Annotated in this window: 28 protein-coding genes; 14 read left to right on the forward strand and 14 right to left on the reverse strand. The window is 68.1% G+C overall.

Translation table 11 applies throughout. The annotated features are described in order from the left end of the window. Nucleotides 1-12 precede the first annotated feature (12 nt). The 7 genes from AC1RAA_RS25495 (at nt 13) to AC1RAA_RS25525 (ending at nt 6,673) form a co-directional block, all read left to right on the forward strand. Nucleotides 13-1,011 (forward strand): TRAP transporter substrate-binding protein, encoded by a 999-nt coding sequence (locus AC1RAA_RS25495; protein WP_492728178.1) that lies wholly within the window; start codon nt 13-15, stop codon nt 1,009-1,011. Nucleotides 1,012-1,166: 155 nt separating this feature from the next. Beyond that, the gene (locus AC1RAA_RS25500) at nt 1,167-2,201 is read left to right on the forward strand and encodes an ABC transporter substrate-binding protein (protein ID WP_095950867.1); all 1,035 of its coding nucleotides are present in this window, start codon (nt 1,167-1,169) and stop codon (nt 2,199-2,201) included. Beyond that, nucleotides 2,201-3,064 (forward strand): ABC transporter ATP-binding protein, encoded by an 864-nt coding sequence (locus AC1RAA_RS25505; RefSeq protein ID WP_492728180.1) that lies wholly within the window; start codon nt 2,201-2,203, stop codon nt 3,062-3,064. Before AC1RAA_RS25500 ends, AC1RAA_RS25505 begins: the two co-directional genes overlap by 1 nt. A 10-nt stretch (nt 3,065-3,074) precedes the next feature. Continuing rightward, nucleotides 3,075-3,845 carry an ABC transporter permease gene (locus AC1RAA_RS25510; protein ID WP_139702026.1) on the forward strand — a complete coding sequence of 257 codons (771 nt, stop codon included), beginning with the start codon at nt 3,075-3,077 and terminating at the stop codon, nt 3,843-3,845. 11 nt (nt 3,846-3,856) lie between these two features. Further along, nucleotides 3,857-4,333, forward strand: coding sequence for a nucleoside deaminase (locus AC1RAA_RS25515; protein WP_159275739.1), 477 nt, complete (start codon nt 3,857-3,859; stop codon nt 4,331-4,333). Nucleotides 4,334-4,347: 14 nt separating this feature from the next. Continuing rightward, a complete protein-coding gene (locus AC1RAA_RS25520; RefSeq protein ID WP_492740650.1) occupies nt 4,348-5,151 on the forward strand; it encodes an aminoglycoside phosphotransferase family protein in 804 nt (267 codons plus the stop codon). A gap of 10 nt (nt 5,152-5,161) precedes the next feature. Beyond that, nucleotides 5,162-6,673 carry a hypothetical protein gene (locus AC1RAA_RS25525; RefSeq protein ID WP_492728185.1) on the forward strand — a complete coding sequence of 504 codons (1,512 nt, stop codon included), beginning with the start codon at nt 5,162-5,164 and terminating at the stop codon, nt 6,671-6,673. Here AC1RAA_RS25525 and AC1RAA_RS25530 read toward each other — a convergent pair. From AC1RAA_RS25530 to AC1RAA_RS25540, 3 genes are read right to left on the reverse strand one after another with little or no spacing between them, the layout of a single operon-like run. Beyond that, a complete protein-coding gene (locus tag AC1RAA_RS25530; protein WP_492728187.1) occupies nt 6,637-6,858 on the reverse strand; it encodes an oxidoreductase-like domain-containing protein in 222 nt (73 codons plus the stop codon). The genes AC1RAA_RS25525 and AC1RAA_RS25530 overlap by 37 nt on opposite strands. Nucleotides 6,859-6,874: 16 nt before the next feature. Then, nucleotides 6,875-8,227, reverse strand: coding sequence for a sensor histidine kinase (locus AC1RAA_RS25535; RefSeq protein WP_095950874.1), 1,353 nt, complete (start codon nt 8,225-8,227; stop codon nt 6,875-6,877). After that, on the reverse strand, nt 8,224-8,904 hold the full coding sequence (locus AC1RAA_RS25540) for a response regulator (RefSeq protein ID WP_062473345.1): 681 nt from the start codon (nt 8,902-8,904) through the stop codon (nt 8,224-8,226). Before AC1RAA_RS25540 ends, AC1RAA_RS25535 begins: the two co-directional genes overlap by 4 nt. A gap of 121 nt (nt 8,905-9,025) precedes the next feature. On the opposite strand from AC1RAA_RS25540, the gene AC1RAA_RS25545 reads away from it, so the two are divergent. Then, a complete protein-coding gene (locus tag AC1RAA_RS25545; protein ID WP_260685036.1) occupies nt 9,026-9,718 on the forward strand; it encodes a phosphatase PAP2 family protein in 693 nt (230 codons plus the stop codon). 10 nt (nt 9,719-9,728) lie between these two features. Here AC1RAA_RS25545 and lpxO read toward each other — a convergent pair whose 3' ends face one another. From lpxO to AC1RAA_RS25560, 3 genes are all read right to left on the reverse strand, one after another. Then, complete coding sequence (lpxO, locus tag AC1RAA_RS25550; RefSeq protein ID WP_492728190.1) at nt 9,729-10,625, reverse strand: lipid A hydroxylase LpxO; 897 nt, start codon at nt 10,623-10,625, stop codon at nt 9,729-9,731. Between the two features lie 93 nt (nt 10,626-10,718). Further along, the gene (locus AC1RAA_RS25555; protein ID WP_159275735.1) at nt 10,719-12,149 is read right to left on the reverse strand and encodes a sensor histidine kinase; all 1,431 of its coding nucleotides are present in this window, start codon (nt 12,147-12,149) and stop codon (nt 10,719-10,721) included. After that, nucleotides 12,146-12,829, reverse strand: coding sequence for a response regulator (locus AC1RAA_RS25560; RefSeq protein WP_062473337.1), 684 nt, complete (start codon nt 12,827-12,829; stop codon nt 12,146-12,148). The genes AC1RAA_RS25555 and AC1RAA_RS25560 overlap by 4 nt, the downstream gene beginning before the upstream one ends. 166 nt (nt 12,830-12,995) lie before the next feature. Between AC1RAA_RS25560 and AC1RAA_RS25565 the strand changes: the two genes are divergently transcribed. After that, nucleotides 12,996-14,138, forward strand: coding sequence for an alpha/beta hydrolase (locus tag AC1RAA_RS25565; RefSeq protein ID WP_492728192.1), 1,143 nt, complete (start codon nt 12,996-12,998; stop codon nt 14,136-14,138). A gap of 3 nt (nt 14,139-14,141) precedes the next feature. Here AC1RAA_RS25565 and AC1RAA_RS25570 read toward each other — a convergent pair whose 3' ends face one another. Then, complete coding sequence (locus AC1RAA_RS25570) at nt 14,142-15,017, reverse strand: NAD(P)-dependent oxidoreductase (protein ID WP_492728194.1); 876 nt, start codon at nt 15,015-15,017, stop codon at nt 14,142-14,144. Nucleotides 15,018-15,141: 124 nt separating this feature from the next. On the opposite strand from AC1RAA_RS25570, the gene AC1RAA_RS25575 reads away from it, so the two are divergent. Further along, nucleotides 15,142-15,495, forward strand: a complete 354-nt coding sequence (locus AC1RAA_RS25575) for a winged helix-turn-helix transcriptional regulator (protein WP_062473331.1) — start codon at nt 15,142-15,144, stop codon at nt 15,493-15,495. 131 nt (nt 15,496-15,626) lie between these two features. Here AC1RAA_RS25575 and AC1RAA_RS25580 read toward each other — a convergent pair whose 3' ends face one another. From AC1RAA_RS25580 to AC1RAA_RS25590, 3 genes are read right to left on the reverse strand one after another with little or no spacing between them, the layout of a single operon-like run. Further along, complete coding sequence (locus AC1RAA_RS25580; protein ID WP_062473329.1) at nt 15,627-16,028, reverse strand: OsmC family protein; 402 nt, start codon at nt 16,026-16,028, stop codon at nt 15,627-15,629. A 31-nt stretch (nt 16,029-16,059) separates the two neighbouring features. Continuing rightward, entirely contained in the window at nt 16,060-16,539 is a 480-nt protein-coding gene (locus AC1RAA_RS25585) for a GNAT family N-acetyltransferase (RefSeq protein WP_492728197.1), read from the reverse strand. Next, complete coding sequence (locus tag AC1RAA_RS25590; protein WP_062473326.1) at nt 16,536-17,003, reverse strand: Lrp/AsnC ligand binding domain-containing protein; 468 nt, start codon at nt 17,001-17,003, stop codon at nt 16,536-16,538. Before AC1RAA_RS25590 ends, AC1RAA_RS25585 begins: the two co-directional genes overlap by 4 nt. A 65-nt stretch (nt 17,004-17,068) precedes the next feature. Here AC1RAA_RS25590 and AC1RAA_RS25595 point away from each other — a divergent pair, with 65 nt between their 5' ends. Further along, nucleotides 17,069-18,433 (forward strand): D-amino acid dehydrogenase, encoded by a 1,365-nt coding sequence (locus AC1RAA_RS25595; protein ID WP_492728199.1) that lies wholly within the window; start codon nt 17,069-17,071, stop codon nt 18,431-18,433. Nucleotides 18,434-18,486: 53 nt separating this feature from the next. On the opposite strand, the gene AC1RAA_RS25600 is transcribed toward AC1RAA_RS25595, so the two are convergent. From AC1RAA_RS25600 to AC1RAA_RS25615, 4 genes are read right to left on the reverse strand one after another with little or no spacing between them, the layout of a single operon-like run. Then, complete coding sequence (locus AC1RAA_RS25600; protein WP_492728201.1) at nt 18,487-18,837, reverse strand: hypothetical protein; 351 nt, start codon at nt 18,835-18,837, stop codon at nt 18,487-18,489. Nucleotides 18,838-18,865: 28 nt separating this feature from the next. After that, on the reverse strand, nt 18,866-19,690 hold the full coding sequence (locus AC1RAA_RS25605; protein ID WP_062473320.1) for a MetQ/NlpA family ABC transporter substrate-binding protein: 825 nt from the start codon (nt 19,688-19,690) through the stop codon (nt 18,866-18,868). 38 nt (nt 19,691-19,728) lie between these two features. Beyond that, a complete protein-coding gene (locus AC1RAA_RS25610) occupies nt 19,729-20,391 on the reverse strand; it encodes a methionine ABC transporter permease (protein WP_492728203.1) in 663 nt (220 codons plus the stop codon). Continuing rightward, complete coding sequence (locus AC1RAA_RS25615) at nt 20,384-21,253, reverse strand: methionine ABC transporter ATP-binding protein (RefSeq protein WP_492728205.1); 870 nt, start codon at nt 21,251-21,253, stop codon at nt 20,384-20,386. Before AC1RAA_RS25615 ends, AC1RAA_RS25610 begins: the two co-directional genes overlap by 8 nt. Here AC1RAA_RS25615 and AC1RAA_RS25620 point away from each other — a divergent pair. The 3 genes from AC1RAA_RS25620 (at nt 21,252) to prfB (ending at nt 23,544) form a co-directional block, all read left to right on the forward strand. Further along, a complete protein-coding gene (locus AC1RAA_RS25620) occupies nt 21,252-21,416 on the forward strand; it encodes a hypothetical protein (RefSeq protein ID WP_172438457.1) in 165 nt (54 codons plus the stop codon). The genes AC1RAA_RS25615 and AC1RAA_RS25620 overlap by 2 nt on opposite strands. Before the next feature lie 72 nt (nt 21,417-21,488). Further along, nucleotides 21,489-22,313: a MetQ/NlpA family ABC transporter substrate-binding protein gene (locus AC1RAA_RS25625; RefSeq protein ID WP_492728207.1), complete on the forward strand. Its 825-nt coding sequence runs from the start codon at nt 21,489-21,491 to the stop codon at nt 22,311-22,313. 126 nt (nt 22,314-22,439) lie between these two features. Next, nucleotides 22,440-23,544 (forward strand): peptide chain release factor 2 gene (gene prfB, locus AC1RAA_RS25630; RefSeq protein ID WP_095950518.1). Its coding sequence is split into 2 segments (ribosomal slippage): nt 22,440-22,520 and nt 22,522-23,544, totalling 1,104 coding nucleotides; the frame shifts between segments, so codons are not numbered across the junction. Nucleotides 23,545-23,546 lie beyond the last annotated feature (2 nt).

Genomic DNA, 23,546 nt, shown 5'->3' on the forward strand with positions numbered 1-23,546 from the left:
CAGGAGCTTCGCATGGCCCTCTCCCGCCGCCAGTTCGTCCAGGCCGCCGCCGGCACCGCCGCCGCGTCGACCGCCCTCTTCGGCACCGTGTCGCGTGCCGCCGCCGCCAAGGAATTCCGCCTGGGCCTCATCACGCCCGCGGGGCACTCGTGGAACCGCGCCGCAGTGAGCTTCGGCGAGGCGCTGAAGAAGGCCACCGACGGCCGCCTGAGCGCCACGGTGTTCCACTCGGGCCAGCTCGGCAACGAGTCGGCCATGATGCAGCAGCTGCAGTCGGGCGCGCTCGACATGGGCTGGATCCAGGCGGCCGAACTCGGTTCGCGCGTGGCGAGCCTGGCGGCCATCAACGCGCCCTACCTCGTGCGCTCGACCACCAACGTCGCCTCGCTCGTGCGCACGCCCGCGGCGCTCAAGCTGCTCGACGTGCTGCCGCGCGAGACCGGCACCATCGGCCTGGGCTGGGGCATCACCGGCATGCGCGTGGTGTTCGCCACCAAGGACATCGCCTCGCCCACCGACCTGAAGGGCATGAAGCTGCGCATCAACCCCACGCCGGTGTACCGCGACTTCTACCAGCTGCTGGGCGCCGCGCCCACGCCCATTCCCACGCCGGGCGTGTTCGACGCGATGTCCAACGGCCAGGTCGACGGGCTCGAAGCCGACATCGAGTTCTCGTGGAACCAGCGCTTCGACCGCGTCTCGAAAACCCTGCTGCCGATGAACGCGCTGTTCATGCCCTTCGCCCCGCTGGTGTCGGGCCGCATCTGGCAGACGCTCGATGCGAAAGACAAGGCGCTCATCACCGACCTCGTGAAGCAGCAGCTCGACGCGCAGATCAAGGACATCGTGACCACCGAGCTGGGCCTCATCGACAAGTTCAAGGCCAGCGGCATCGCGATCAAGAGCGCCAGCAACTACAACCCCGCACCGGTCATCGCCGAATTCGACAAGGTCTGGCTGCCCAAGGCGCCGCAGATTGCCGAGCTGCGCAAGATCGGCGCGACGCTCTGACGGCGGTCCACGGCCCGGATTCCCAGGCGCGGTGCACGCCGCACACGCCCTGGGCGCACCGCGCACCTCGGTGATTCACCGGAAGGGTTCGCACCAATCGCGTGCGGGCACCGTTTTTGCTTGAATGCCGAAGCATTCACCTTCACGGAACCCGCATGAACAAGCGTCAACTGATCCAGTCCTTCCTCGCCGCCTCGGCCCTCAGCTTCGGCCTGTCTTCGGCCATGGCCCAGAGCCCGACGCCGATCAAGTTCCAGCTCGACTGGCGTTTCGAAGGACCGGCCGCGCTGTTCCTGCACCCCGCGGCCAAGGGCTACTTCAAGGCCGCCGGCCTGGACGTGACCATCGACGCCGGCAACGGCTCGGGCGGCACCGTGACGCGCGTGGCCTCGGGCGCCTACGACATGGGCTTTGCCGACCTCGCGGCGCTGATGGAGTTCCACGCCAACAACCCCGACAGCCCGAACAAGCCGGTGGCCGTGATGATGGTCTACAACAACACGCCGGCTTCGGTCATGGCGCTCAAGAAGAGCGGCATCACCAAGCCGGCCGACCTCGCCGGCAAGAAGCTGGGCGCGCCGGTGTTCGACGCGGGCCGCCGCGCGTTCCCCATCTTCGCCAAGGCCAACAACATCGGCGCCGTGAACTGGACCGCCATGGACCCGACGCTGCGCGAGACCATGCTGGTGCGCGGCGACATCGACGCCATCACGGGCTTCACCTTCACCTCGCTGCTCAACCTGGAGGCGCGCGGCGCCAAGGCGGCCGACGTGGTGATCCTGCCCTACCCCGACTACGGCGTGAAGCTGTACGGCAACGTGATCATCGCCTCGCCCAAGCTGCTCAAGGACAACCCGGCGGCGGTGAAGAAGTTCCTCTCGGCCTTCGCCAAGGGCGCCAAGGAAGTCATCGCCAACCCTGCCATGGGCATCGAGTCGGTGAAGGCGCGCGACGGCATCATCGACAGCAAGCTCGAGACGCGCCGCCTGCAGCTGGCGATCGACACCGTCATCAACAGCGCCGACGCGCGCACCGACGGCTTCGGTGCCGTCAACGCGGGCCGCATGTCGCTCATGGCCTCGCAGGTCTCGGACGCCTTCAACACCAAGACGCGCGTGAGCCCCGACGCCGTGTGGACCGCGGCCATGCTCCCGCCCGCGGCCGAGCTCAGCGGAATCCTGCGCAAGTGATGGCGGCCGGCGCAACGACACCCGACGCAGCCGCCCCCTTCGTCGATTTCCAGGACGTCTGGCTCGCCTACAACGAAGAGCTGCTGCGCGCCAACCACTTCGCGGTCGAGGCCATCGACCTGAAGGTGACGCGCGGCGAGTTCATCGCCATCGTCGGCCCCTCGGGCTGCGGCAAGTCGACCTTCATGAAGCTCACCACGGGGCTGAAGATGCCCTCGATGGGCAAGATCCGCATCGACGGCCAGCCCGTGACCGGGCCGCTGAAGATCTCGGGCATGGCCTTCCAGGCGCCTTCGCTGCTGCCGTGGCGCACCACGGTCGACAACGTGCTGCTGCCGCTGGAAATCGTCGAGCCCTACCGCTCGAACTTCAAGGCCAAACGCAAGGAATACGAAGAGCGTGCCCGCCGCCTGCTGCAGAAGGTGGGCCTGGGCGGCTACGAGGACAAGTTTCCGTGGCAGCTCTCGGGCGGTATGCAGCAGCGCGCGAGCATCTGCCGCGCGCTCATCCACGAGCCCAAGATGCTGCTGCTGGACGAGCCCTTCGGCGCGCTCGACGCCTTCACGCGCGAAGAGCTGTGGTGCATCCTGCGCGACCTGTGGACCGAGCAGCAGTTCAACGTGATCCTGGTCACGCACGACCTGCGCGAGTCGGTGTTCCTGGCCGACACGGTGTACGTGATGAGCAAGAGCCCCGGGCGTTTCGTGGTCAAGCGCGAGATCGACCTGCCGCGCCCGCGCGAGCTGGAGCTGACCTACACCAAGGAGTTCACCGGCATCGTGCTCGAGTTGCGCGGCCACATCGGCGCCATCCGCGGCAACGCCACCACCACCTCCTCCGCTGCGGCGGCGGCAGCGCACTGAGGAGGCGGCAATGAAAAACAGCAAACAACTCGAGCGCTGGTCGCCGTGGCTGCTGCTCGTGGCGGTGCTCCTGCTGTGGCAGGTGATCTGCGCGGGCTTCGGCGTGTCGGACTTCATCTTCCCCAGCCCGCTGCGCATCTGGGAGCAGTTCTGGGAGTTCAAGGAAATCATCGCGGGCCACGCGTGGCGCACCTTCTGGGTCACGATGGCGGGCTTCGGCCTGGCGATCGTGGTGGGCGTGCTGCTGGGCTTCGTGATCGGCAGCTCGCGCCTGGCGTATGCGGCGATCTACCCGCTCATGACGGCCTTCAACGCCCTGCCCAAGGCGGCCTTCGTGCCGATCCTGGTCGTGTGGTTCGGCATCGGCATCGGGCCGGCGATCCTCACGGCGTTTCTGATCAGCTTCTTCCCGATCATGGTGAACATCGCGACTGGCCTGGCCACGCTCGAGCCCGAGCTGGAAGACGTGCTGCGCGTGCTGGGCGCCAAGCGCTGGGACGTGCTCATCAAGATCGGCCTGCCGCGCTCCATGCCCTACTTCTTCGGCTCGCTGAAGGTGGCGATCACGCTGGCCTTCGTCGGCACCACGGTGAGCGAGATGACGGCCGCCAACGAGGGCATCGGCTACCTGCTGATCTCGGCCGGCTCGGCCATGCAGATGGGCCTGGCCTTCGCTGGGTTGATGGTGGTGGGCGCGATGGCGATGATCATGTACGAACTCTTCAGCCTGATCGAGAAGCACACGACAGGCTGGGCACACCGCGGCTCGCAGAACGCATAAATAATGGGGGCATGACCCCCGAACAGATCACCCGCGCGCTGCGTCGCGCCGACGCCGTGGCGCGACGCGCCATGGCCATGGGCCGCCACCCCTTCGGCGCCGTGCTCGTCGCACCCGACGGCGAGACCGTTCTCGCCGAGCAGGGCAACATCGACACGGTGCATCACGCGGAGGCCACGCTCGCGCGCCACGCGGCGCAGAACTGGCCGCCCGAGTACCTGTGGCAGTGCACGCTGGTGACCACCTTCGAGCCCTGCGCCATGTGCGCGGGCACGAGCTACTGGGCCAACATCGGGCGCGTGGTGTACGGCGCGGAAGAATCCGCGCTGCTCGCGCTCACCGGCGACCACCCCGAGAACCCGACGCTGAGCCTGCCCTGCCGCGAGGTCTTCGCGCGCGGGCAGAAGCCCGTCGAGGTGATCGGCCCCGTGCCCGAGGTGGCCGACGAGATGATCGCCACGCACCGGGGGTTCTGGGAATCGCGCTAGTGGTCCCACACGGCGTGTTCGCGCCTTACCTGGAACGCTGGAACCTCACGCCCGACGGCGAGGCCTTCACCTCGCTGAGCGGCACGCTACTGCCCGTGCGCCAGCAGGGCGTTGCGGCCATGCTCAAGGTGTCGCACGAGGCCGAGGAGCAGGCGGGCAGCCTGTTGATGGCCTGGTGGAACGGCGGCGGCGCCGCGCCCGTGCTGGCCCATGACGGCCAGGCCCTGCTGATGGTGCGCGCGCAAGGCACGGCCTCTCTCGCGCAGCTGGTTCACGAAGGCCGCGACGACGAGGCCACGCGCATCCTGTGCGCCGCCGCCGCGCGCCTGCATGCCCCGCGCGACACGCCGCCGCCCCCGACGCTGGTGCCGCTCACGCGCTGGTTCGAATCGCTGTGGGCCGGCGCGGCCACGCACGGCGGCGTCTTCGGCCACAGCGCACGCACCGCACGCGAACTGCTGGCCGCACCGCGCGATGGGGTCGTGCTGCATGGCGACATCCACCACGGCAACGTGCTCGACTTCGGCCCGGCCGGCTGGCTCGCCATCGACCCCAAGGGTCTGCACGGCGAGCGCGGCTTCGACCACGCGAACCTCCTGTGCAACCCGGATGGTGAGAGCGCGCTGGTACCGGGGCGCTTCGCGCGTCGCATCGAGGTCATCGCGGAGGCCAAGGGCATCGAGCAGCGGCGACTGCTGCAGTGGGTGCTGGCGTGGGCCGGGCTGTCGTCGGTGTGGATGCTGGAAGACGGCGAAGCGCCTGGGAGCACGCTGGAGGTGGCGAAGCTGGCGGCCGCGGCGCTCGGGATCGCCGGCTAGATTCGGACGCATGTCTCGCCCTCACTCCTACCTCGACGTCCTTGCGCGGGTCCTGGCGCTGCCGATATTGGAAGGCCTTGCGTCTTCTGACGAGCGCTTTCACGCGGCATCGGCGGGTGAAGACGCATTGATCGTCGATGTCGAGAAGCGCCGCTACCACCGCGTGCCCGATGCGCGTCCTCAGCGCTTCGATGACACGGCGCATGACGGCGTCGCGCAGGCAGCGCTGCAGCTTGAACACCGCGATGGCGTTCGCACGATCGCACTGGCCGCGCAGGACGACCGCTTCTGGACGCCGCTGCCCGACCCGCGCGTGATCGGCCTGCCGCGCATCGTGCAGCGGCATGACACGGCGTGGGCGTCTCCGGCGCCGCCGCCTTCAGATGCTCCCCAACGGACCCGCATCACCGACTGGCTGGGGTCGCTGGTCGCGCTGGCGGTGCTGGCCTTCTTTGCCGCCTTCGGTTTCAACGCACTGCGCTGGTCGCTGGAGGGCGGTTGGAACCTGCTGTGGCTGCTGGTGGGGCTGCCGGTGTTTCCGGTCTTCACCGTGCTGACACTGTCGGCCGCCTACGGCTTTTTCCGAACTGCGGTGCCACCGCGCCAGGCCCTGAACGCGATCGATGTCAGTCGCGACGAGCGCTTTCGCATCGGCGAACCCCTGGCGTTTCGCGTGGATGCCACGGTGCCAGCGTCAGTGGGCGATCAACCCGCGGAACCGCCGCCCCAGATCTTCGCTCGCCTGGTCGTCCAGACGGTGAACGACAAGGAGGATGGCAGTTGGTCGGTGAACGATTGGGCGTGGGACGCGGACCCCGCCGACTGCGTTCCATCGACGCTCACCAGCACAGGCGAACGCCACGTGCACTATGCCGGCACCGTGACGGCATCGCGCAACATGCCGCGCAAGGCACAGGAGCGCTGGCACCTGGCGTTGTCCGCCAGCCAGGAGGCGGAAACCGAGCCGTTCTATGTCACCAGTCTCGCCACGCCGCCGTTGATCACGCCCCACCGGATGGTGCAACCGCCGGATCGCCTGGCACAGCTCAATGCCCTGCTGCACGACGATGAGTTTGAGTTGGTCCGCACGGCCTACGGCAGAGAACGCAGCAGGGCATTCTTCGACGACTTCACGCCGGAGGATATCCGGGCAGTGTTCACGGTCGACGCCGAGGCGGTGGTGGACCACGCGATGGCCACTGCTTGGTACGAAGGCCAGATCGAGACCGAGCGAGTCGGCGGCGACAGCTCCTACTACCTGCTGAAGGAAGGCTCTGCCTACAAGGTGATGTTCACCGAACGCTGGTGGACCGAGTCACTGTACGAGTCGACCGATCTGCGCTGCACCGTGGCACGCTACCTCGTGGCAACCAACCTCTTTGTCCGACGCCTGCCGGGCGCGCAAGCGCTGGAGATTCCAGCGCCCTACAGCGACATGAGGTCCGACTCAGCCCCTTCGGTTTCCGCGACCGACGAAACGCCCCCTCAATCCAGCAGCAGCGACGCCTCATCCCGCCAATAGGCCACCGCCGCCAGCCACCCTTCCCACACGCACCCATTGCAGCCACGCCCGCAGCAGGTGGTGGGCTCCGGCGGCGGCGCGCGCATCGCCACCCCTTCGGCTTCGAGCATCGCCTGCACGCGCGCGATCAGCGCCTGCGCGCCGGCAAGGTTCGTGGGTTCGGGCAGCCGGTCGATGGCGTTCATGGTGGGCGGGTCTTCTTCAGGCCTCGAGGTTCATCAGTTCGAGCCGCATCTTCGCGCCGCCCGATTCGCTCGAGCCGATGCTCAGCTGGCCGCGGTGCAGCCGCGCCACCTCGGCCACGAGGTGCAGGCCCAGCCCGGCGCCGCGCCCGCGCGGCACGAGCCGGTGGAACGGCGCCACCACGCGCTCGCGGTCGGCCTCGGGAATGCCGGGGCCCGAGTCGCGCACCTCGATGCACGAGGGCTCGCACAGCCGCACCTGGATGTCGCAGCCCGGCCCGCCGTGCTCGATGGCGTTCTGGATCAGGTTGGTGAGCGCGCGTTCCAGCGAGGGCGCGTCGCCTCGCACCGTGAGCGGCTGCGGCGCATCGACCGACAGCGTGCAGCGGCTGCGGATCGCGAGCGGCGCGATGTCGGCCGCCACGCGCTCGCACAGCGACTTCAGCTCCACCTGCTGGTCCAGCGACAGGCCGTGGTCGAGGCGCTGCAGGTCGAGCAGCTGCTCGGCCAGCGTGGCCAGCCGCGCCGAGGCCTGCATGAGCTTCATCTTCAGCGGGTCGTTGGGCAGGCCTTCGAGGTGGATCTGCAGCGTGGTGATCGGCGTGCGCAGCTCGTGCGCGGCATCGGCCAGGAAGCGCTCCTGCCGGTCGTAGCCTTCGTTGAGCCGGTCGAAGGCGCGGTTGACCGCGTTGACCAGCGGGCGGATCTCGCTGGCCACGTTGGCCAGCGGCAGGCGCGTGGTGCGCTCGTGCACGTCGATGCCCTCGGCATGCTCCGCCGTGGCCACCACGCCCTTCAGGCCACGCTTCACGACGAACGGCGTCGCCAGGATCACGCCCAGGCAGGTGACGAGCGCCATCGGCGCCACCAGGAACAGGAAAGCGATGCCGGTGCCCTTGAGCGTGTTCTCCACCGTGAGCGGGCCGCCGGTCTGCGCCATCACGGCCACCGGGCCGGCGCGCGATTCGATGCGCTCGAAGCGGGCCTTGGGGCGGGTGCCGTCGCTCTCGGGGTCGATGGCCACGCGCTCGGTGTCGTCGAGTGCATCGAGCAGCCGCAGGTAGGCGGGCGGCACCTCGCCGTGGCGCAGTTGCACGCCGCGCGGGTCGCGCACGATGAACCAGAACTGCGGGTCGGCCTTCTGCAGCCGCCGCAGCGCGCTCGTGGGCTCGACCACCAGCTGGCCGTCGGCGCCGCGCATCAAGGCGCGCTGGATGGAGGCCACCGTCTCGTGGCCGGTCTCGTCGACCACGCGGCCCAACGCCCACGCCAAGCCGAGGAAGCCGCCCATCACCAGCAGGCCGACCACCACCTGCAAGAGGATGAGGCTCCAGATCAGCCGCCAGCGCAGCGAAAGCAAGCTGAGGCTCATGCCGACTGCGGCGCGCACATGAGATAGCCCACCCCGCGGATCGCATGGATCTCGACCTGCGCGCCCGCCTTGTCGAGCTTGGAGCGCAGGCGCGAGACGTGCGTGTCGAGCGCGTTCGACTGGATGTCGTCCTTGTGGCCGTACACGCGGTCTTGCAGCGCCTCGCGCAGCACGGTGCGGCCGCGGTGTTCGAGCAGCGTCTCGAGCACCAGCAGCTCGCGCCGCGGCAGCGTGAGGCAGGCCTCGCCCACATGGGCCTGGCGCGTGTGGTGGTCGAAGCGCAGCTGCCCCAGCGTCATGATGAAGTTGGCGCGCACCGCGGGGCGGCGTGCCAGCGCGCGCACGCGGGCCAGCAGCTCGTCCATCGAGAAGGGCTTGGCCAGGTAGTCGTCGGCGCCGCCGTCCAGGCTCAGCACGCGCTCGGCCACGTCGGTCATGGCGGTGAGCACGAGCACGGCGCAGGCGATGTGGTTCTGCGCAAGGAACGCGACGAGCGAGAGGCCGTCGCCGTCGGGCAGGCCGCGGTCGAGCACGACCACGTCGTAGGGCGCGCCGAGCGCGGCCTCCTCGGCCGCGCGCAGCGAGCTCGCCACATCGACCACCGCCTGGTTCTGGCGCAGCGCCGACGCGAGCGCCTGCGCCAGGTCGGCTTCGTCTTCGACAAGCAGGATTCTCATGGGGGGGATGGGGAGAGACCGGACAGGCGGGTGATTCTAGAGAGCCCCACATGAGGTAACGCAATGTTCACGCAATGCATGCGCCTACGCTGTGGCGCTTCCCTCTCCTGAAAGCGCACCGGTGACGCTGCCCTCCCGCCCGAACCCCGCCGCCCTCCCCGTCACGCCCTGGCACCTGGCGCTGGGGCAGCGCTTCGCCACGCTGTGGGTCGTGAAGATGATCGGCACCACGCTCGGCATCTCGGGCTTCTTCGTCCTGTACTTCTGGGTGATGCACCACCCGCCCTCGGTGCCCACGGTGATGCCGCTCACCGCCATCGACCACTGGGTGGAGGTGAGCGACGACGCGATGCTGCTGTACAGCTCGCTGTGGTTCTATATCTCGCTCGCGCCGGCCTTCACGAAAAACAAGGCCGAGCTGTGGGCCTGCGCGCGTGGCGCCGCGCTCATGGCGGCCATCGGGCTGGCGGTTTTCTGGTGTTTTCCGACGGTGGTGCCGAGCTTCGCGATCGACTGGTCGCAGTACCCGGCGCTGCAGTTCCTCAAGAGCGCCGATGCGGGCGGCAATGCCTTCCCGTCGCTGCATGTGGCCTTCGCCGTGTTCGCGGCCGTGTGGCTCGGCCGCCAGCTGCGCAGCGTGCAGGCGCCCGCGTGGACGCAATGGGTGAACGTGCTGTGGGCCGCGGGAATCGTCTACTCGACGCTGGCCACGCGCCAGCACGTGCTGCTCGACGTGCTCGGCGGTGTGCTGCTGGCGGGCCTCGTGTGCTGGCGTCGCGCGCCGCGTGCCCGCTTGGTGCTGGCCGAGGCGTGAGCGCCGTCGGTTACCAGAAGATCCAGAGGGCGAGGCCGCCGAAGATCGTCCACTTGACCAGGTAGTACGCGCGCTTGTCCCAGGCCTTCAGCCGCTTGCCGACCACGCGGATCTGGTAGATGTACTTGAAGGCGCGGTTCAGCCCGCCCGTCTTGTCGCCCGCGTCGTTGGGCGAGGCGGCGGCGGCCAGCAGGTTCTTGGCAAACCAGCGGTTCACGGCGCTGGCCCAGCGGTACTTCAGCGGACGCTCGATGTCGCAGAACAGGATCACGCGGTCGTGGTCGGTGGTGTTCTCGGCGTAGTGGATGTAGGTCTCGTCGAACACCACGGCCTCGCCGTCGCGCCAGTGGTAGCGCTGGCCGTCCACGTCGATGTAGCAGCCTTCGACGCCCGGCGTCCACAGGCCCAGGTGATAACGCAGCGAACCCGCGAACGGGTCGCGGTGGCGCACGAGGCGGCTGCCCGGGGGCAGCTCGGCGAACATCGCGGCCTTGATGGTGCCGATGCCCTTGAGCAGCTCGGTGGTGCGCGGGCACAGCACGGCGGCCGAGGGGTGCGCCTCGTCATACCACTTCAGGTAGAAGCGCTTCCAGCCGCTCTTGAAGAAGGAGTTGAAGCCCACGTCGTTGAACTGGCTCGAGGCCTTGATGCTGCCGCCGTTGCGCATGGCCAGCGCTTCTTCGCGGATCACTTCCCAGTTTTCCTCGAGGATGCGCATCTCGGGGAACTGCGTGGGCGACAGGTACGGCGTACCGGGCACCTTCGAGAAAAGGTACATGAAGACGTTCAGCGGCGCCAGGAAGGTCGAGTGATCAGAGAGCTGTCTGAAGAACTTGTGCCGGACCTGGCCACGGAAGTGAACGTAGAGTGCGCTGAGCACGAAGATGGCAAGAATGACCCACTTCATTGGTGAAAGTGTCCTGTAGACGAGCGCCGGGGGAGCCGGCTAGTGTAAATCCTTGCCCCGAAACAGGCCCGGCCGGGGCCTTTTCCCCCGGGCTCAGGCGCCGACGAGCAAAGGCTGCGGCACGTCGGCCTGCGCCAGCGGCAGCCGCACCGTGGCCAGCAGGCCGCCGCCCGGGGCCTCGCCCAGCACCGCGTCGCCGCCGTGCCGGTCGACCACCGACTTGACGATGGCCAGGCCCAGCCCGCTGCCGCTTTGCGTCTGGTCGGGGTTGCGGAAGAAGCGGTCGAACACGCGCTCGCGCAGCGCGGGCGGAATGCCCGGGCCCGTGTCGGCCACGGTCAGCAGCGCCCGTGCGCCCTCGCGCGCCACGTGCACCGTCACGGTGGCGCCGCAGGGGCTGTACTTGATCGCGTTGTCGATCAGGTTGTCGATCATCGAGACCAGGCTTTCGCGCTCGCCGAGCACCGGCACGGCGTCGTCGCACACCAGTTCGAGCTCCACGCCGCGCGCACGCGCCAGGCCCTCGATCATGGCCAGCCGGTCCTGCACCAGCCCGTCGAGCGACAGCATCACGGGCAGCGCGTTGGTGGCCACCGCGTCGCTGCGCATGAGCTGCAGCAGCTGCCCCACCAGCCGCGCCGCGCGGTCGTTGCTGCGCAGCAGGTTGGCCATGAGCTCGCGCTGGCCCTCGTCGCTGCTCTGCTCCTTCAGCGCCTCGACGTTCACGCGCATGGCCGCCAGCGGCGTGCGCAACTCGTGCGCCGCGTCGGCGATCAGGCTGCGCTCGCGCGTGGTGCTGTCGCGCACCCGCAGCAGCAGGCTGTTGATGCTCTGCACCATCGGCTTGAGCTCCTTGTGTGGCGGCGTGTACGACAGCGGCGTCAGGTCGTCGGGACCGCGCTCGGCGGTCTCGCGGCTCACCTGGCGCCACGGACGCAGCGCCAGCCGCACCGACAGCCAGGCGGGAAAGACCAGGAACGGCAGGCTGATCACCAGCGGCAGCAGGTAGTAGCCGCGCGACAGCACGGTGACGGCCAGCCGCCACACGCTGGGCTCGGCCAGCACCACGCGGGTGTCGGCGATGGGCGAGGCCATCGTGCGCGCGCGCCACTCGCGGCCGCCCGCGACCACGGTCTCGTTGCGGTCGGGCACCGAGTTCAGCAGCACGGGCACACCGGCGCGCGAGTTGTAGATCAGCTTGCCGCGCTGCCACACCTGCATGACCGCCAGGGCTTCGTTGGTTTCGTCGCCGTCGCTGAGCGCCTCGATGAGCGCGGCGTCGAAGGCCTCGAGCGCCTCTCGTTGCCGCTCGGGTTGGTCCTCCAGCTTCTGCGCAATGGAGATCGCCGCCTTGAAGATGCTGGTGAACCGGAGCAGCCCCGGGTCCTTGTACGAGTCGTACAGCAGCAGCCCCACGGCCGAGGTCCACAGCAGCGCGACCACGGCCATCTGCGCCACCAGCAGGCGGCGCATCAGGGACGGCTGGTTCCAGTTCTTCCAGCCGCGCGCCAGCTGGCGCATCATTTCGACGGGCTCCGCACCAGCGACTGGGTGTCGATCACATAGCCGATGCCGCGCACCGTGCGGATGTAGCCCTGCCCGATCTTCTTGCGCAGGTTGGAGATGTGCACCTCGAGCGAATTGCTGCCGTTGGCCTGGCCGCCGGGCAGCACCTGTTCTTCCATCACGCGGCGCGTGACCACGCGGCCGGTGCGCTTGAGCAGGAGCGCCAGCAGGTCGAACTCGCAGCGCGACAGCTCCACCGGCTCGCCGTCGACGATCACGCCGCGCGTGGGCTCGTGCAACGCCAGGCCGCGCATGCGGATGGTCTCGTCGTTGAAGCCGTAGCTGCGGCGCGCCAGGGCCCGCACGCGCGACAGCAACTCGGCCAGCGCGAAGGGCTTCACGAGGTAGTCGTCGGCGCCGTCGTCCAGGCTGCGCAGGCGGTCGTTGAGTGCATCGCGCGCGCTCAGCACCAGCACCGGCAGTATCTGGCGGGTGCGGCGCAGGCGCAGCAGCAGGTCGAGCCCGTCGCCGTCGGGCAGGCCCAGGTCGAGCAGCACCATGTCGAAGGCGCCGTTGTCGAGGGTGCGCAAGGCGTCGTCGAGCCGGCGGACCCACACCACGTCCAGGCCCTGGTTGGCGAGCGCAATGCGCACGCCGTTGCCAAGATCAAGATCGTCCTCAACAAGCAAAAGATTCATGGGAAGGATTCCAAGCGAACAAGCCCGGTTCCGGGAAGTGGCCGAAGTATCTGCCACACCCCGTCGTTGCGCTTCAGGAAGCCTTCATGAAGGCTGCAGGGCTTCTTCAGGCGGCGTGCCCACACTGCAAGGCTCCTGTTTTCCTCTTCCTGCCTGGAGCATCGACGTGCCTCGCCCCTGTCTTTCCACGGTCCGCCCGCACTGGGCGAACCCGCTTCACTTCCAGCGCCGCGACCTGCTGCGCGCCGTGCTCCTGGGCAGCGCGGCCGGGCTGGCCGCTTGCGGCGGTGGTGGCGGTGGCGGTGGCAACACCGGCCCCGCCCCCATCGGCAACGACCTTCCCGTGGCGGCCACCGACCGCCGCGTGAAAGTGTCGACCACGCTCGACGTCTCGCTGCAGGTGCGCGACTGGCAGCGCAGCGACGACGGCGGTCCCGTGCTCGTGCTGCTCGCCGGCCTGGGCGGCAACGCGCGCTGCTTCGACAGCCTGGCGCCCGCGCTGGTCACGGCCGGTGCCGCCTCGCGCGTGCTCGCCGTGAGCCGGCGCGGCTACGGCCTGTCGGACAAGCCGCTGCCGGTGAAGAGCGCCACGCAGCACTACGAGGTCGACACGCTGGTCGACGACCTGGCCGCGCTGTGCGATGCGCTCGGCCTCACGCGCGTGGTGCTCGGCGGCCATTCGATCGCGGGCAACGAACTCACGCGCTTCGCGGGCCGCTTTCCCGAGCGGGTGCGCGGCCTGGTGTACCTCGATACCACCTTCGACTACACGAAGGACGCCGACACCGGCGGCGAAGACCCGCCGCTGAACCGCCGGCTCGACGAGCCCGCGCCCACGCCCGAGGACGGCCGCTCGATGAAGGCGGCCATCGCGTACCTGCGGCGCAAGTCGAAGAACTGGTGGCCCGCGCTCGAAGCCAACCTGCGCGACGCGCTCGACGCGCTGGCCGACGGCAGCGTGCGCCCCAACACACCCGACGCCGTGGAAACCGCGATGGACACCGCGGCCCACCGCTTCTCGCCCGACTACCGGCCGGTGCGCGCGCCGGCGCTGGTGGTGAGCGCGCTGCCATTCGACCAGCGCGACCTGTTCCCCTGGCTCGAACGCCCGCTCGATGCGCAGACCGGCCAGGACGCCGCCGACTTCCTGCGCATCTTCCGCCGCGTGCGCCGCGCCGACGCCGACCGCCTGGCCGCCGCGCTGCAGACCTCGCACCGGCTCACGCTGGACCACTGCAACCACACCGACTTCTTCATGGAACGCGAGGCCGAGGTGGTGCGCGCGATCCAGTCGATGCGCTGGGCCTGATCCTTATTGCCGCAGCAGCTTGATCAGCGCCGCCAGTTCCTCGCCGCCGAGCCCCGCCGCATCGGCGCGCTGGAACAGACCCGCGGCAAAGGCCGGGAACTCGGTGTTGATGCCCGCCTCCTGCGCGGTCTGCAGGATGCGCTGCGTGGCCTCGACCGAGATGCGCATCGGGCTCTGCGTGATCGCGAAGTCGCCCGACTGGATCACCGCGCCCTCGTGCTGGAGAAAGCCCGCGAAGGTCGGCATGATGCCGGCCACGATGCGGCCGTACTCGGCCACGTCGAAGCCTTCGTGCTCGGCGATGCGCGCGCCGTGCAGGAAGCCGAGCATCGTGCCGTAGATGCTGGACAGCGTGGCGAGGTCCATGGCCGCGGCGGCGCTGGCCTTCTCGCCGAGGTAGACGATGCCGCCGGCCAGCACCTTCAGCAAGGGCTCGGCCTCGGCGAACACGGCCTGCGCGCCCGACACCAGCAGCGGCGTGTCGGGTCGGCCCATCTGGTCCGGCGCGGCCTGGATCGCGCCTTCGAGGTAGGCGGCGCCGTGGCGGTGCGCCCAGGCCTCGGCCTCGCGCGCGTCCTTCGGGCTGCCCGTGGTGAGCTGCGCGAGCAAGCGGCCGTCCATGGCGGCGGCCACGCCGTCCATCGCGAAGATCGCGTCGGCGGCGCGGTAGTCGTACACGCACATCACGGCCATGCGGCTCGCGCGCAAGGCCTCGGCCGCGCTGCGCGCCAGCACGGCGCCGCGGGCGACCAGCGCGTCGGCCTTGTCGGCCGTGCGATTCCACAGCGTGACCTTGTAGCCCTGGTCGAGAAAAAGCCGCGCGATGACGACGCCCATCGCGCCCAGGCCCAGAACCGAAACTTCCTTCTTGTTGCTCATGGCAATCCGATGCAGTGGTTGATGACGCCTGCATGGTAGAAATTGCACTTCCATATGGTCAAGTACCTACGATAAAGTAAGGTACTTACCAAATAGGAAGTATTGGAGCCACAAGGAGCAAGAGATGGCAGCGAAGAAGCCCTACAACTGCGGCATCGGTCCCGCGTTCGAGGTCATCGGCGGCAAGTGGAAAGCCGTCATCCTGTGGGAGCTGCACCTGCAGCCCTACCGCTTCGGCGAGCTGAAGCGGCTGCTGCCCGAGGTCAGCGAGAAGATGCTGATCCAGCAGCTGCGCGAGATGGAAACCGACGGCCTCGTGCACCGCGAGGTGTTCCACGAAGTGCCGCCGCGCGTCGAGTACTCCGAGACCTCGCTCGGCGCCACGCTCAATGCGGCGCTGGGGCCGCTGGCCGATTGGGGCGACCGTTATGCCAAGCGCGTGGCGGCGGCGCGCAAGCAGGCCGAAGCGGCGAAGTAAGACCGGCGCCTCTGAAGGCGCGAAGAAACCGTAGCGAGCGCCCCGAGGTCGCGTCGAGGACCGGAACCGTACTCCCGTACGGTGAGGACCGCAGATGCGAGATCGGGACGCGCAGTAGGTTTATTGCGCCTTCAGTCGGCCCAGCCGGTTTCGATCTCGGTCTTGACCTCGGTCATCAGCTTGTGCACCGGGCACTTGCCCGCCACGCGCAGCAGCTCGTCGCGCTGCGCCTCGGTCAGCTCGCCCGTCAGGCGCAAGCCCGACTTCAGGCGGTAGATGCCCTTGCGTTCCTCGCTGTCGTCGCGGTCGACCACGACCTCGATGTCTTCCACCGGAATGCCCTTGCGGCGCGCATAGAGCAGCACCGTGAGCGCCTTGCAGGCCGCCAGCGACGCGTCGTACAGGTCGTGCGGCTCGGCACCGCCGTCACTGCCGCCGCCCGCGGGCGAGGCATCGACCGGGATCTCGTGGTTGCGGATCTTGAGGATGTGGCGCGTGCCGGTGGTGCCGTCGCGGCGGATCGAGAGGGTCATGCCGATGTCCTTGAAGGGGTGAAAAGAAAGCTCAAGCCAAGTCTTTCACATACAGGATGGTCGTGAATCCGCTGTGCCATTCGAGGTCGGGGTAGCGGCCGGCCTCGCGGTAGCCGAGCGCGCCATACAGGCCCTGGCTCTGCGTGTTGAAGGTGTCGGTCTCGAGCCGCGCCTGCGCCACGCCGTCGGCGCGCATGCCGGCTTCGGCGAAGGCCATGAGCGCGCGGGCGATGCCTTTGCGCTGGTGCGCGGCGGGCACGTGCAGGGCCTGCACGAAGTCGTGTTCCCAGTGCACCATGCCGACCACCTCGCCCCCGAGTTCCGCCACGAAGAAGGCCGGACCGCTCTCGTCGATGTAGCCCACGGGCTCGCCGCTGTCGGCATAGGCCTTCGCGGCCTCGGGCGTGAGCTGCGGCAGCCAGGTGCTCGCGAAGGTGTCGTCGAGGATGGCCTTCACGGCGTCGAAGTCGGCCAGGCGCCAGGGCCGGATGACGATAGCGGCCCCGCTCACCGGTCCACCGCCAGCATCAGCGTTTCCTTGATCTCTTCCATCACCACGTAGCTGTGCGACTCGGCCGCCACCGGCAGCTTCTTGAGGATGTCGCCCAGCAGGTGCCGGTACTCGCTCATGCCGCTCAGGCGCGCCTTCACGAGGTAGTCGAAGCTGCCCGACACCAGGTGGCATTCGAGCACCTCGGGCATGTGCAACAGCTCCTGCTTGACCTTGTCGAACACGTCGCCCGACTTGGCCGAGAGCTTGATCTCCACGAACACCAGCAGCGTCTTGCCCAGCGCCTCGGGCGACACGTGCGCGTGGTAGCCGGTGATGACGCCGTCGCGCTCCATGCGCTTGACGCGCTCGGCGCAGGGCGAGGCCGACAGGCCGATGCGCTCGGCCAGTTCGGTCATGGAAATGCGGCCCTGGCGCTGCAGCAGGTCGAGGATCTTGCGGTCGATTCGGTCGAGTTCGGGCATTTCACTCCGCACGGGGCCTTGGACGGTTTTCGGCAGCGATTTTCACGGCCAAAGACCTAAAAACAATGGAATCCACTGCATTGTGCACTTTAGATTCACATCATTCCATTCAGATACGCGAATACACCATGAAAGTCATCGTTCTCGGCGGCGGCGTGATCGGCACCACCACGGCGTACTACCTCGCGCGCTCCGGCGCCGAAGTCACCTTGCTCGACCGGCAGGCCGGTCCGGCCGAGGAAACGAGCTTCGGCAACGCCGGCCAGGTGTCGCCCGGCTACTCGACGCCGTGGGCCGCACCCGGCATTCCGCTGAAGGCGATCAAGTGGATGTTCCAGAAGCACGCGCCGCTGTCGATCCGCCCCGACGGCACGCTGTTCCAGCTGCGCTGGATGGCCGCCATGCTGCGCAACTGCTCGCCCGAGCGCTACGCCGTGAACAAGGAACGCATGATGCGCGTGGCCGAATACAGCCGCGGCTGCCTGCAGCAGCTGCGCGCCGACACCGGCCTGCAGTACGAGCACCGCACCGGCGGCACGCTGCAGCTGTTCCGCACGCAGGCGCAGCTCGACGCGGTGCAGCGCGACATCGCCGTGCTCGAGGAATGCGGCGTGCCCTATGAACTGCTCGACCGCGACGCCCTGGCGCGCGTCGAACCCGGCCTGGCCGGCGCGCGCGACCGCCTCACGGGCGGCCTGCGCCTGCCCAACGACGAAACCGGCGACTGCCACCTGTTCACGCGCGGCCTGGCCGAGATCGCGCACGGCCTGGGCGTGGATTTCCGCTTCGGCCAGACCATCGACGGCCTGGAGACCGACGGCGGCCGCATCACCGGCGTGCGCACGCGTGCCGGCAAGATCCTCACGGCCGACCGCTACGTGATGGCCTTCGGCAGCTACTCGCGCGCCGCCATCGCCTCGCTGGGCCTGGACATTCCGGTGTACCCGGTCAAGGGCTACTCGCTCACGGTGCCGCTGCTCGACGAATCGCTCGCGCCGCAATCGACCGTGCTCGACGAAACCTACAAGGTGGCCGTCACACGCTTCGACAACCGCATCCGCGTGGGCGGCATGGCCGAGCTCGGCGGCTTCGACCTGCGCCTGAACCCGGCGCGCCGCGCCACGCTCGAGAAAGTGGTGAGCGACCTGTTCCCGGGCGGCGACCTGCCCAACGCCAGCTTCTGGACCGGCCTGCGCCCGATGACGCCCGACAGCACGCCCATCGTCGGCGCCACGCGCTACCCCAACCTGTTCCTGAACACGGGCCACGGCACGCTGGGCTGGACCATGGCCTGCGGCTCGGGCAAGCTGATCTCGGACCTGGTCACGGGCCAGCGGCCGGAGATCCGCACAGATGGATTGGCGATGGACCGCTACACGCAAGGGCCGTCGCGTTCGGCGCGCCCGAACCCGACGACGGCGCCGGCCTGATCGACGCCTGACCGACGCCTGGGATGCGACGGGCCGCCCGGGCCCGCGCTGACCTACTCGTCGCTCGCGTCGTTGCCCGTCATCGCGAGCACCTCTTCGACAAAGGCCTCGAAGCGCGGCAACGCGGCAGGCAGCCCGTCGGGCGAAGCGGCCTCGCCCGCATCGAAGAAATGCGGCGCATCGGCGGGAATGGCAACCCATTCCCCGCCCTCGATCAACAACCCCAGATACCCCTCCGCCGTCGGCAGGTAGAACAGCCCCGCGCTGTCGAGCGTGCGCTGGCCTTCGGCTTCGCCGCGCCCCCAGCGCACGCCGTGGCGCGCGAGGTGGTCGCTGATCCAGCCGTCGCACACATGCGTGTCGCGCCAATTGGCCTGGCCATCGAATACGGCGAGCACGGGCATGGGGCGTCCTTCGCTGAAGCCTGATGGATTACTGCAGGAAGCTGGGCTTGGCGTAGCCCTGGAACTTGCTATCGACCACCGTCTTGAATTCCTTCGAGCGGTAGGCCTCGGCGATGTCCTTGGCCCAGGCGGCGTTCTTGTCGGCGCTCTTCACGGCGACCACATTCAGGTAGTAGTCGGGCGTCTTCTCGAGCACCACGGCCTCGGTGAGCTTCAGGCCCGACGAGATTGCGAAGTTGCCGTTGACGATGGCGTACTCGGTGTCACCCAGCGAACGCGGCAGCTGCGCGGCCTCGAGCGGAATGAACTTGAGCTTCTTCGGGTTCTCGGCCACGTCCTTCTCGGACGCGCGCAGCGGATCGATGCCGGCCTTGATCGTGACCAGCTTGTTCTGCTCCAGCAGCACCAGCGCGCGCGCCAGGTTGCTCGGGTCGTTCGGCAGCGTCACGCGGTCGCCTTCCTTCACGTCGGCCAGCGTCTTGCGCTTGGTCGAGTACACGCCCATGGGCGCGATCGGGCCCTGCACCAGCTCGGCGAGGTCCAGCTTCTGGTCGGCCGAGAACTTCTGCAGGTAGACCCGATGCTGGAAGAAATTGGCGTCGAGCGAGCCCTGGGCCAGCGCGAGGTTGGGCTGCACGTAGTCGTTGAACTCGACCAGCTTCACCTTGTAGCCCTTCTTCTCGAGGATCGGAATGATGCCGGCCTTGAGCTGGTCGGCGTTGGAGCCGGCGGTGCCGCCGATCACGAGGTTCTTCTTGGCGTCCTGCGCCTGCGCCGACAGCGAGAGGCCGCCGAGCGACAGCGCGACGAGGGAAACGGCGAGGACGGAACGGCGCAGCAGTGCGGTTTTCATGGAATGAACAGAAAGATGAGGGGAAAGGAAGAAAGAAATCAACGCTTGTCGAGCCGGCGCGCCGTGGTGTTGCCCACGAACTGCAGGATCTGCACCAGCACCACGAGCAGCGCCACGGTGAGCACCATCACGTCGGTCTGGAAGCGGTAGTAGCCGTAGCGGATCGCCAGGTCGCCGATGCCGCCGCCGCCCACCACACCGGCAATCGCCGAGTACGACAGGAAGCTCACGGCCAGCACGGTGAGCGCAAGCACCAGGCCCGAGCGCGCCTCGACCACCAGCACGCGCCAGACGATCTGCAGCTCCGACGCGCCCATGGCATGCGCCGCCTCGATCACGCCGCGCGGCACCTCGCGCAGGCACTGGTCGACCAGCCGCGCGAAGTACGGAATGGCTGCGAACGACAGCGGCACCGCGGCCGCCAGCGGGCCGATGGAGGTGCCCGCGATGATCCGCGTGAACGGCACCAGCGCCACCAGCAGGATGATGAACGGGAAGGAACGCACCGTGTTCACGATCCAGTTGAGGACGTGGAACGCCGGCTTGTTCTCGAGCGACTGGCCGGGCCCCAGCAGGAACAGCAGGATGCCCAGCGGCCCGCCGATGAGCACCGCCGCCGACAGGCCGATGGCCAGCATCAAAAAGGTCTGGCCCGTGGCCGTCCACAGCTCGGGAAGGATGGGGGTGATGTTCTCAAACATAGGCCAGCTCCTGCGCGTTGCGCTGTGCGGTCGCCACGCGCGGCGCCACGGGTTCGCGCGCCTCGCGTTCGCGGCGGCGCACCAGTTCGTCGATCTCGCGGCCCAGCGCGGTCTTGCGTTCCTCGCTCGGCGCATCGACGGCGAACTGCTCGATGAGGCGGCCCTTTTCGAGAATGGCCACGTTGCGGCACAGCACCTCGACCACCGAGAGCTCGTGCGTGACGATCACGATGGTCACGCCGATCTTCTGGTTGATGTCGCGCAGCGTCTCGAGCAGCGCGCGGGTGGTTTCGGTGTCGAGCGCCGAGGTGGGCTCGTCGCACAGCAGCACCTGCGGGCGCGGCGCCAGCGCGCGGGCAATGGCCACGCGCTGCTTCTGGCCGCCCGAGAGCTGGGCCGGGTAGGTGTCGATCTTCTCGGCCAGGCCGACGAGGTCGAGGCACTCGCGCACCCGCTTGTTGATCTCGGCCTTGGAGTGGCGGCCGTGGATCTTCAGCGGGAAGGCCACGTTGTCGAACACCGTGGCGTTCTGCAGCAGGTTGAACTGCTGGAAGATCATGCCGATGTTCTGGCGCGTGTCGCGCAGCTCGCGGCGCGAGAGCGTCGTGAGGTCGCGCCCGCCGACGAACACCTGGCCCGCATCGGGCCGCTCGAGCAGGTTGATGAGGCGCAGCAAGGTCGACTTGCCGGCGCCGCTCTTGCCGATGAGGCCGAACACGTCGCCCTGCTGGATCTCGAGCGAGAGCGATTGCACGGCGTCGAACACCTCGCCGCTGGGCAAGGCGAAAGACTTCTGCACCGATTGAAGACGGATGACCGGCGCCGCGTTGCCGCGGGCCGCATCAGGCGAAGGGAAGGTCATGAAAGAAGGCGCGGGCCGCACAGGCGCGACCGCGCAGGTTCGCAAAAAGGTGCCGAGTATGAAAAGAAACAAGCCGAAAGGGAACGAACAAATCGGCTCGTGCTTATATGAAAAATCAGATAAGAAAGACCACATGGAGCGAGTGGACGCCATATCGATATGAGGATTGGTTCGTTCCCGATCCGCGGCGGCAATGCCACATTCGGCACCTTCATTTCTTCGATTTCGCGCCACCATGCATTCCACTTTCCGCCGCCGCGGCCTCACGCTCGCCACCCTCGCCACCCTCGTCACCGCCCTTTTCGCCGGCAGCACTGCCGTCGCGCAGGACAACAAGAACACCGTCAAGGTCGGCATTTCCGTCGGCAGCGCCGAGCAGGTGTTCGAGGTGGTCAAGAAGGTCGCCGCCAAGGACGGCCTGACCGTCCAGGTCGTGGTGTTCAACGACTACCAGCTGCCCAACGCGGCGCTGGCCGCCGGCGACCTGGACGCCAACGCCTTCCAGCACCAGCCCTTCCTGGACAACCAGATCAAGGCGCGCGGCTTCGACCTCGTGCCCGTGGGCCTGACCATCACCGCGCCGCTGGGCTTCTACTCGCGCAAGATCAAGTCGATCGACCAGCTGGCCGACGGCGCCTCGGTCGGCATCCAGAACGACCCGTCGAACGGCAACCGCGCCCTGCTGCTGCTGCAACAGGCCAAGCTCATCACCCTCAAGCCCGAGGCCGTGAAGAACAACAACGCCACGCCGCTGGACGTGGTGACCAACCCCAAGAAGCTCAAGCTGGTGTCGCTGGACGCCGCCCAGCTGCCGCGCTCGCTCGACGACCTGGCCATTTCGGCCATCAACAACGACTACGCCGAAAAGGCCGGCCTGTCCTTCGGCAAGGACGCCGTCATCAAGGAATCGGCCCAGAGCCCCTACGCCAACCTGATCGCCGTGCGCCGCGCCGACAAGGACAAGCCCTGGGCCAAGCGCCTCGTGGCGGCCTACCAGTCACCGGAGGTGCGCAGCTTCATCGAGACGCAGTTCAAGGGGTCGCTGATTCCGGCGTTCTGATTCCGGTGCCCGCGCCTTCCCCCCGAGAGGGAAGGCGCAATACAGGGGCGCTGCCTGGCGGGTTGGCGGACCGTGAGAAAATGACGGGTTCCCCCGAACACCAACCTCACACAGTCAGGACACCCCATGGACGCAGAACAGATCAACCAAATCGGCGCAATGCTCGCGGACCTGAGCGTCCGTACGGTCGATTTACGGAGGTATCTTTGACTACGATGCCAAAGCTGAACGACTGAGGACAGTCAACGCATCGCTCGAAGACCCGAACGTCTGGAACGACCCGAAGAAGGCCCAGGAACTGGGCAAGGAAAAGAAGTCGCTCGACGACGTGGTCGTCACGCTCGACCGGCTCACCAACGGGCTGTCGGACAACACCGAGCTCTTCGAAATGTCGAAGGAAGACGGCGACCTCGATGGCCTGCAGGCCATTGCCGATGACGCCGCCACGCTCGAAGCCGACATCAAGCAGCTCGAATTCCGCCGGATGTTCAACAACCCGGCCGACCCGCTGAACGCCTTCGTCGACATCCAGGCCGGCGCCGGTGGCACCGAGGCCTGCGACTGGGCCAGCATGCTGCTGCGCCAGTACCTGAAGTACGCCGAGCGCAAGGGCTTCAAGACGCAGATCGAAGACGAAACGCCCGGCGACACCGCCGGCATCAAGGGCGCGACCATCAAGGTCGAGGGCGACTACGCCTTCGGCCTGCTGCGCACCGAGACCGGCGTGCACCGCCTGGTGCGCAAGTCGCCGTTCGACTCGTCGGGCGGGCGCCACACCAGCTTCGCCTCGATCTTCGTGTACCCCGAAATCGACGACTCGATCGAGATCGAGATCAACCCTTCGGACGTGCGCACCGACACCTTCCGCGCCAGCGGCGCCGGCGGTCAGCACATCAACAAGACCGACTCGGCCGTGCGCCTGACGCACATCCCGACCGGCATCGTGGTGCAGTGCCAGGACGGCCGCAGCCAGCACAGCAACCGCGACGTGGCGTGGAAGCGCCTGCGCTCGCGCCTGTACGACCACGAGATGCGCAAGCGCCAGGAAGAGCAGCAAAAGCTCGAGGACAGCAAGACCGACGTGGGCTGGGGCCACCAGATCCGCAGCTACGTGCTGGACAACAGCCGCATCAAGGACCTGCGCACCAACGTCGAAGTCTCGGCCACGCAGAAGGTGCTCGACGGCGACCTCGACGTCTTCATTGAAGCGTCGCTCAAGCAAGGCGTCTGATC

The sequence above is a fragment of the Variovorax sp. GW823-FHT04F07 genome, from assembly GCF_058795995.1.